We start from the raw sequence: 7,763 nt of genomic DNA, 5'->3' as shown, positions 1-7,763 counted from the left end.
CGTAAAGATCTTATTCGACGGGTAATCGGAGGTGCCGATAAGCTCCTTTTTGATCTTCTTTTTGATGCCCACAGGACTCCCCCGCTGGTTAACGACAAAACTTTCGATACTATACCCGTTCCTGCGATGTCTATCCAGCGCAAGCATAGAGAGTCCAGACATGTGGAGGACGCTTTTAGGCGGCGGGGATTTCGCATTCGTGTACATCAGCCTCCAAACATGTCGAAAAATGTCGATTTTGGTGGCTGATGTACACGTTTTGATTCGGTGATTACATCGAGCGGGAACGTTGTTGCTTTAAGCAAAATAATCATGGTGATTAAAACAAAAAAGGTCAGGCACTAGGTGCCTGACCTGCAAACTTCTGGTCGGGACGACTGGATTCGAACCAGCGACCCCTTGACCCCCAGCGAGGTCAGAATGACCCTGACCTGTGCTTATTTTGTTAAAACACGCGCAGATAGCGCAAGTAGCGCATTTCCGCATTTGCAAATTTTACCAGCTCAGCGCGGTCTGTCCAGATAGCATATTTTCGGCTTCGAGGAGCGCGGTGCAGCCGATGATTTAATCAACGGGGGTAGGAGCCCCGAATCGTCGCCTCTCCGGGTTCCCGCAGGTGGGCCCGCCTGTTTCTAATCAACTGCGGATTTAGGAGCAGACATGCAGAACGAGAAATGCAGCAATATAACCTTACGCGTATGCGGAGCCGGCGGCGTGAGGAAGAACAAGGGCAAATGGCAGGCTGTCGTGACGGTGGCCGACGAGATGACCGGGAAGAAGGTCCAGAGGACCAGGAACACCCGCGTGCCCTGCCTGAAGCAGAGCGCGCGGGGAAAGGCGGCGGCGATGCGCGTCCTCGCGGAATTCAGGTCGGAGGTCGAGCTGGAACTCGCCGAGGCCGAGGAGGCGAGGGCCGCTATCGGCGCCGGGCTTCCCGCCGAACAGCGGGATGACTACGCCGCGCTGCCGCTTTCCGAGGCGCTCGAGAAGTTCATCGACTTCTGCCTGGAGATGAATAGGATCACCCCGACGACCCGCGACGACTACCACTACAGCGCCCTGCACATCGAGCGAGACGAGCTGGGTCTGGTCCCCGTGAACGAGGTGACGACCGACGACGTCAACGCGTGGTCGAGGCGCAGGATCGCCCTGGGCACGGCGCCGGACACGCTCAACAAGTCATTCAAGCTCGGCAAGCGGCTCTACGCCGTCCTGCTGAAGCGCAGCAACGACACGATCGGGAGGAACCCGTTCGACGGCGCCCTCGCGCCCAGGGTCATCGCCAGGCCCAGGAACGCGCTGCGCTCCGACCTCGTGCCGAAGCTCAACTCGGTGACCTCGATGATGCCGGACTCGACCTTCAGGCGGACGGTCGTGCTCGCCCTGCACACCGGGATGCGCATCGGCGAGGTCTGCGGCCTGCGCTGGTGTGACGTCGACTTCGAGTCGGGGCTCATCACGGTCAGGCACTCGGTGGCCTACGTCAAGGACAGGGGCTCCTTCATCAAGGACACCAAGAACCACGACCTGAGGACGATCCCCGTCGACCCGGTGGGCCTGCTCCCCTTCCTGAAAGAGATCCACGAGATCGATTCGCAGAGGCTCCGGGAGGCATCGGCCCTCGGCCTGCGCGACCTCGCGGACAGCTACGTCGTGTCGCGGCCGGACGGCTCCTTCGCCACCACCAGTTACATCCGCAGGGCGTTCAAGACGTTCTCGGAGACCAACGGCCTCATGGGCACCAACGACGAGCTGATCACGTTCCACGGCCTGCGCCACACCTTCGCGACGCAGTGGATCCGCCACGGCGGCGACATCAAGGCGCTGCAGTCGATCTTCGGGCACAAGGACGCCATGGTCACGCTCAACGTCTACGCCGACATCGAGCCGATGTCCAAGATCCAGAACATGCTGCGCGTGTTGCCGAGCCTGTGGCGAGGCTACCTCGGCCTGAGGGTGGACCCCGGCCCCATGTTCCAGCAGAAGATCCGCGAGGCGATCGAGACGCTCGAGGCGTTCGGCTACGGCATCTCCGAGCCTGACGACCGCAACGTCCTCATCCGCGACGTTCAGACGATAAGCCGCCTCTACCCCACCGAGTACGCGGCAGTGCTGGGGGCCATCCCGACCGAGGCGACCGTGGTCGAGTAGAGGCTGAGACATGCGCTTTCCCAAATCCGTAGCGCAAGTACGGGAATGTGGAATAGCGTTCAGATATATTCTACCCGGTCATCTCGGTGACGCAAATGCGGCACGGGTTTCCGCGAACGCGGATGCCCGTGCCTATCTTTTTATGATTGTGAATACGCCTGCGCGAATGTAGATGAAGCCCCGCGGTTCAGGCCGGGGATTTTCAGCCGCGCCGCCTGATTTCGAATAAAGGCCTGCAAATGCAGACGGCTTTCGGGGGGCCCGACGGCACCTCTCTCAAAAATGGGAGTATGGCCCGAGGCCGCACCTGTGCCCCAGCTCCGCCACGAGGGCATCGTTGTCGGTCACCGAGACGATGGCGTCGCCGTCGTAGGGCGCCTCGATGTAGACGCGGTCGAGCGAGTTGGCCGTCCCCGCCCAAAGCGTCCTGGTGCGCCGGACGCCCCGCACGTGGGCGTAGGGTATCACCGAACGCGTCCCAGCGTACACGACGACGAGGCGGTCGCCGTAGAGCTCGAGGCGGTTGCTGCGGACGGGAAGGGCGGCCAGGGCCACGAGGGCCGGGACGGGCAGCAGCGCGAGCCAGCCCCATAGGAGCGCGGGACTCGAGCTCAGGAAACACGCGATACACGCCGCGGATAAACCGCCCGCCACAATCACCATGGCCGCTATGAACCACGGGTCTGTCCTGCCGGGGAACACCCGCTCCGGCCGCTCGTCCTTCTCACCCATTACGGCCTCCCTCCCGACGCCCTCCCTGGCGGAGCGTGGGGCCGGAGAGTGCCTTGAACCCGTCGCCGACCATCTCGCCCCCCGTTCCGTGGGCCTTCTGTAGTGGTGTGTACCCCCGACTGTTCGACGGATGTCGTACGATTAAAAGTTTGTCTAACCTTTTAAGACGGGTGCGGCAAGATCGAGCAGATTGTCCGTGCGAGAGGCTTCCCGCCGCAGCGCCCGGTCTCGGGTTCGATGCATCGACATCCGTCTCAGGTGGTATCTCCGCTGCGCGGCATTGCAGGGTGCAAAGCCGCGCAGCGGAGATACCACGGAGTACGCCGAGGCTTTGCTCGCGTGGGCTGAAACATATTCCCAATCCGGGAATGCATATATATAAGTGCGATCGTTTTGCCGTAGATGGGAAACCCGTCGGCCGGGCGGGACCGGAGAGCCGGGCGGGACCGGAGGGCCGGGCGGCGAATGCGAAAGGCCGGATGCAGCCGATGCCCTGAATGAGGTCCCAACACATGGGAGGGGCAGGTGAATCCATCTCTTTGGCGGCTCCCGAGGGCATGGATTTCCCAGCCCTCGCCCCCGAGGACATCTTGCAGACGATTCGCAGGTCTCCGAGCGGTAGGTACCTGATGGAGCAGAGGGCCGCGCTGGCGTAGTTGCCGCACTTCGACGATATGGACGATGACGAGCTCCGCCAATTCGCCGCCCAAGTCAGGCCGTGATTTTATAGAATTCAGGGAGGACCGCTGTCACGTTCGCCGTTTAAGAAGGTGCCGCTTTGAAATATCTCGTCGAGGATTTCGATGATCCGGCAGATCCCGTCCAAGACTACGCCGAGGCCAAGCAAATCGTCCGAAAAGTACTCGGCTCCCACCCATCGGTGAGACAAGCTGCCACATGGCCATGGAAGCCTCATTTATTTGCGAAGAACATCGGCTAGCCGCAGGATTGAAATCATCGACCGATAAGTGAGTTCCACCTTTTCGCCCGCAAGCAGTCGTTTCGAGCCAATCTCATCTAGCCCCACAAGCCGAGAAAACAGCGGGCCGCTCATCGTGCCCTCGTCAATTGACTCCCTTATGGTCTTCAAAACGTCCGTATCATGAAGCGATGCCGAGCTGTAGGGGGCAACACGAGCGGAACTCTCAATTAACGACGAGACAAAAGGATGGAGATGCTTTGGACATAGTCCATCAAACACCACATCCCCATTGTCATCCGAGCCGACCAGGCGCCAAGTATAATGATCGACCCAGTCATCTCCGTCATATATGGCGTCCATGAGCAACTTCCCGTCTAGAGAGAGAAACCTATTTGGACATCGGGGCGCAAGACCGCAATCCATATCGGTCCTGCAGCAGCTCCAACCCAACGCACCACATAGGTTCCCTTTCGTACATGTGTATCAATCTCCCCGAAATGCCGGAGAATGCAATTCCAGACCCGTTTGTCGGATAGCAATCGACGTATTTTTGTTTTCCGCTCACAACCTTGTATAGATATATCGTTCCAGCAAAAGAGAAGGTATCGTGACTATTTTAGATCTATATGGCCAATTCGAGCCCTCACCATGGCAATTGTGGCAGCTGGGTTTCTTTTCATTAAAATTTCACTTTGTTAAATCCCTGCCCCTAAGCATTAAACCCGAAGTCCACCGAGTGGGCGAAAGTAAAAGAGGGTCGAATCCGAAGCAGTTCCCAGACAATTGGCGTCCGGCCAGACACTTCGGTTTGGCCCTTTCTTTCCAGGACTCTATAACAGCAAAGCACCTGCTAGATGGGCTTTTTGTGGGTGGGTAATTGTAACAGCTGATTGAACTGCAACGCGCTGGGGCCAATAGGGCGAGGCAAACTGGCGAGGTGTGTCGTCGCGAGTGCAACCGCCACGGTCGACGACGCGGTCGTCCAGCTGCCGCGGCACGGTGCCACCGCTGTGTGTCTGGCCCTCGGCGCGACAGAAGGAGACACTGTTGTGGCCGATGGGCTAAGACCGTTGCCGACCAAGTGCCGTTAGCGGCCATTGGCACATGTCAGCCAGACTGATTCTGTGGGTATAGGGTGGCATTTCACTAAGGTCGGAAACTCCCGCAACCATTGATTGATTTCGACATGTCCGAAATTCATATTACGTATATGGGTAACAATCATTTATAGGATCCCTCAAGTAACCTTAGTAACCGAACCGGGGCAGAAGGGCCTACAAACAAGCCGCGACGAACAGCTTCTTCCGCATTTCTTTAGGCAAGCGAAAAGAGGGATGGCATGACGGCCAAGAGCTACGTAAAGATCGTTATTGTTGGCTCTGCACTTTGTCTTGCAATGGTGCTATGTGCATCATTTGCGAGGTATAGGTCCGAGCAGTCGTTCATCGATGGCGCTGAAAACGGTTTTGGCATAGACGGGATGTATGTCAACGATGGCGCGACCAGGCCGTCTATGGCGATTCTTGCAGGCGAAGACATGGAATGGCAAATCTGTAATGACGATGGCTCTTGTCTGAGTGGTCGTTTGGCCGCAACGAGCGACCCGAATTCGTTCGATCTTCTCGACAATGATGGATCGGATTGCGGTTCAGTTCACCTGTCGTATGCATCACGAGACGGGATGGACGGCATTCTCTACGTCTCCCACGAGACTGGCGATTTCAAGATGCGCAGGACTAACCGAGTGCCGGCTTTTATCGAGGAGTGAGAACTCCCGGCGGTCTGCCGATCAGGCCGCCGGGGTATCGAACCCCGCATTCATCCGTACACACACGGATGAATGCGGGAAGTGTCCGGATGAAGTTGATAATCAAGGAAACAATGCCGTTCTGCCTGGGACGGCTTTGGCCTGGACTTTAACTACAACATCGCGATCGACACTTATCAGCTCGTGCGACGCGCATGGCCAGATCTCGGACGCTGGTGCATGGAGGACCTTCGAGATTTACTGTACATCCAAAACGACGACGCACACCGCGTGCTCGCCGACTGCGAAGACGAGTTGGCTGTCTACAATGCGATCAGAAACGGCGTGAAGTCCGGAGAGCTTTCTGTCGAACCGCCGCGCCGTCGCGCGAGCCGACCGGGCAACCCGGGCAATCTGGTCCTGGCTCTCCCGGTCGTATTCCTACGATATCGCCCCTAGATCACCAATGTGTCAGATAAAGAATGAGGCAATGGCTGTGATCACGCCTACGGCGGACGCAACGACTGCGCCTTTTTTCCTCTCCTTTAGTCCGACGAATAGGGTTGCCGTAAAGTAAAGGGCGGAAATGCAGTCTATGGCAAGCAAAACGAGTTCCTTGGGCGGTTTCAGCAAAAGGTCGCTAGCAAAGAGTAATGCAAGCAGGGCAAAGCCGATTGTGACCAAGTATCTCGATTGATTTTGCGACAGCATGGCAACTGCCTTTCAGAACATGCAAGTGAAAAGTCGGTACGATGTCATTGCGGTTGCAAACAAGCCGCCGTCAGGACCGGTTGTCACGAGACCGGCGATAACGCATTTTCTCGGTTTCCAGCTCATGACAGACCCCTCTCTCATGGTGCAACGCATACATTATGAGATATGCACATTATCTCGCTAATCAATTTCAATATCCATCATCCAACTAAAGAATACTGACTCACTGGTTCAGCGACGATGCGTTTTTACCCTCGCGTTCCCACTCGCCGCGTCGGCGGTCGGAAGGGTCTCCGTCTCGCAATCAGCGACCTTGTAACCGTATCTGTCGAGCCAGGCGGCAAGCACGTCCCAATCGACGCGCTTCCAGTCGCCGCCCGGCGCGTGCTGCATCACGAGGCCTCCGGCGACCATGAGCGCGTGGATATGCCCTCCTTGCAGGCCAGCGATGATCCCGCCGGTGCATACGATGCCAGGTCGCTGTGCCGGCATGGCGCAAACGTATTGGCCTTTGTGCCCCTTTTGGCAACTTTAGCATGGCTGTAGGTTAAACCAACCCACAGCCATGAGCACGTTAACGTAGTACTATGCTAATTACACGGATAAGGCAGGGGTATTTTTCTTTGGCGAATAAATTTGTATTTTATGGCAAGGGGAGTGGCGTTAAGGTTTTCATCGCTATATCAGTTGCCGTGTTCGCATTCTCTGCGCTATTTCTAAAAGTGGAGCGTTGCCAAAAAGATAGCGGAGGTGACTATTCACATTTGTGGTTCGTGAGCGGATTGGTGTTGAACGTTGACAGCTCTGGCGATTTTACCATGTCGGTCGAAAGCGAAGATCCATATAACGACGGGTCTGATCGTCTGACCATTCTGGTTGATTCAGAACATACGCGCTATGTAAGCGATAGCCCCGTGAGCGTTGGGTCTAAAGTCAAGGTAGGCTATTTTCTCGATTCCCGAAAGAAAAATACGATTCGCTGCTCTTCTGTGGATGTGTTGGAATAATTTTTGAGTAACTATCAGTAAAAAGCTGCGAGCAAAGGCCGCTCCACGTGGAGCGGCCTTTTTGGTGGATAGACGTTGCGGAGGATGATTGATTGACGTTTTTACTCCGCATGGAAATCGAGTGAGGATTCTGTTCCGCGAGGGGCGTGTTTTGAGGCTCTTGGCGGTACGTAATTCTCGTTCGGCGTCTTGACGGGACAAAACCCTCGGTTGACTTTTTGAAGCGTCCCTAGAATCAGCTGTTACGATAAAAACGGGGGGGGGTAACTCCGCGGACACGGCCTAGCGCGCTGCCATCCAGTGCCGATTCTGCCATACTCGCAATTCGGCGAGGATGAGGAGTATGAATTGATCGGGGCTTATAGGACAAAATGTGTGTCCTATAAGCCCCAAGGATGACGATTCCAATACGGATGACGACACCAAAACCGGCATCGACGGTTCCATGGACGATTCGGATTCCAAATAGGCCCTGTTAGTTTATCTACTT

At 56.6% G+C, this 7,763-nt stretch carries 8 protein-coding genes and 1 pseudogene; 5 read left to right on the top strand and 4 right to left on the bottom strand.

Going from position 1 to position 7,763, the window contains the following annotated elements; translation table 11 throughout:
* Positions 1-207 (bottom strand): annotated as a pseudogene (locus tag ABG996_RS02210) (hypothetical protein); the annotation flags it as partial.
* Between the two features lie 453 nt (positions 208-660).
* Here ABG996_RS02210 and ABG996_RS02205 point away from each other — a divergent pair.
* On the top strand, positions 661-2,151 hold the full coding sequence (locus tag ABG996_RS02205) for a tyrosine-type recombinase/integrase (RefSeq protein ID WP_347478464.1): 1,491 nt from the start codon (positions 661-663) through the stop codon (positions 2,149-2,151).
* A gap of 276 nt (positions 2,152-2,427) precedes the next feature.
* On the opposite strand, the gene ABG996_RS02200 is transcribed toward ABG996_RS02205, so the two are convergent.
* Positions 2,428-2,883 carry a PH domain-containing protein gene (locus ABG996_RS02200; RefSeq protein WP_347478463.1) on the bottom strand — a complete coding sequence of 152 codons (456 nt, stop codon included), beginning with the start codon at positions 2,881-2,883 and terminating at the stop codon, positions 2,428-2,430.
* 512 nt (positions 2,884-3,395) lie between these two features.
* Here ABG996_RS02200 and ABG996_RS02195 point away from each other — a divergent pair.
* Positions 3,396-3,539 carry a hypothetical protein gene (locus ABG996_RS02195; protein WP_161145545.1) on the top strand — a complete coding sequence of 48 codons (144 nt, stop codon included), beginning with the start codon at positions 3,396-3,398 and terminating at the stop codon, positions 3,537-3,539.
* A gap of 260 nt (positions 3,540-3,799) precedes the next feature.
* On the opposite strand, the gene ABG996_RS02190 is transcribed toward ABG996_RS02195, so the two are convergent.
* Entirely contained in the window at positions 3,800-4,165 is a 366-nt protein-coding gene (locus tag ABG996_RS02190; RefSeq protein ID WP_138374234.1) for a hypothetical protein, read from the bottom strand.
* 979 nt (positions 4,166-5,144) lie between these two features.
* Here ABG996_RS02190 and ABG996_RS02185 point away from each other — a divergent pair.
* On the top strand, positions 5,145-5,573 hold the full coding sequence (locus tag ABG996_RS02185) for a hypothetical protein (RefSeq protein ID WP_138374235.1): 429 nt from the start codon (positions 5,145-5,147) through the stop codon (positions 5,571-5,573).
* 219 nt (positions 5,574-5,792) lie between these two features.
* Complete coding sequence (locus tag ABG996_RS02180; protein WP_347478462.1) at positions 5,793-6,011, top strand: hypothetical protein; 219 nt, start codon at positions 5,793-5,795, stop codon at positions 6,009-6,011.
* A 12-nt stretch (positions 6,012-6,023) separates the two neighbouring features.
* Here ABG996_RS02180 and ABG996_RS02175 read toward each other — a convergent pair whose 3' ends face one another.
* Positions 6,024-6,263: a hypothetical protein gene (locus tag ABG996_RS02175; RefSeq protein ID WP_195445469.1), complete on the bottom strand. Its 240-nt coding sequence runs from the start codon at positions 6,261-6,263 to the stop codon at positions 6,024-6,026.
* A 626-nt stretch (positions 6,264-6,889) separates the two neighbouring features.
* Here ABG996_RS02175 and ABG996_RS02170 point away from each other — a divergent pair.
* Positions 6,890-7,273 carry a hypothetical protein gene (locus tag ABG996_RS02170; RefSeq protein WP_138374237.1) on the top strand — a complete coding sequence of 128 codons (384 nt, stop codon included), beginning with the start codon at positions 6,890-6,892 and terminating at the stop codon, positions 7,271-7,273.
* The last annotated feature ends 490 nt before the right edge of the window (positions 7,274-7,763 follow it).

The sequence above is a fragment of the Collinsella aerofaciens genome, from assembly GCF_039836695.1.
In the GTDB taxonomy this organism is placed as follows: Bacteria; Actinomycetota; Coriobacteriia; order Coriobacteriales; family Coriobacteriaceae; genus Collinsella; species Collinsella aerofaciens_BD.
This window is presented reverse-complemented; position numbering and strand designations above follow the sequence as displayed.

Excerpts from the sequence above, each read along its gene's own strand:
- ABG996_RS02205 (WP_347478464.1), top strand. The coding sequence starts at position 661 with ATGCAGAACGAGAAATGCAGCAATATAACCTTACGCGTATGCGGAGCC.
- ABG996_RS02200 (WP_347478463.1), bottom strand. The coding sequence starts at position 2,883 with ATGGGTGAGAAGGACGAGCGGCCGGAGCGGGTGTTCCCCGGCAGGACA.
- ABG996_RS02195 (WP_161145545.1), top strand. The coding sequence starts at position 3,396 with ATGGGAGGGGCAGGTGAATCCATCTCTTTGGCGGCTCCCGAGGGCATG.
- ABG996_RS02190 (WP_138374234.1), bottom strand. The coding sequence starts at position 4,165 with ATGGACGCCATATATGACGGAGATGACTGGGTCGATCATTATACTTGG.
- ABG996_RS02185 (WP_138374235.1), top strand. The coding sequence starts at position 5,145 with ATGACGGCCAAGAGCTACGTAAAGATCGTTATTGTTGGCTCTGCACTT.
- ABG996_RS02180 (WP_347478462.1), top strand. The coding sequence starts at position 5,793 with ATGGAGGACCTTCGAGATTTACTGTACATCCAAAACGACGACGCACAC.
- ABG996_RS02175 (WP_195445469.1), bottom strand. The coding sequence starts at position 6,263 with ATGCTGTCGCAAAATCAATCGAGATACTTGGTCACAATCGGCTTTGCC.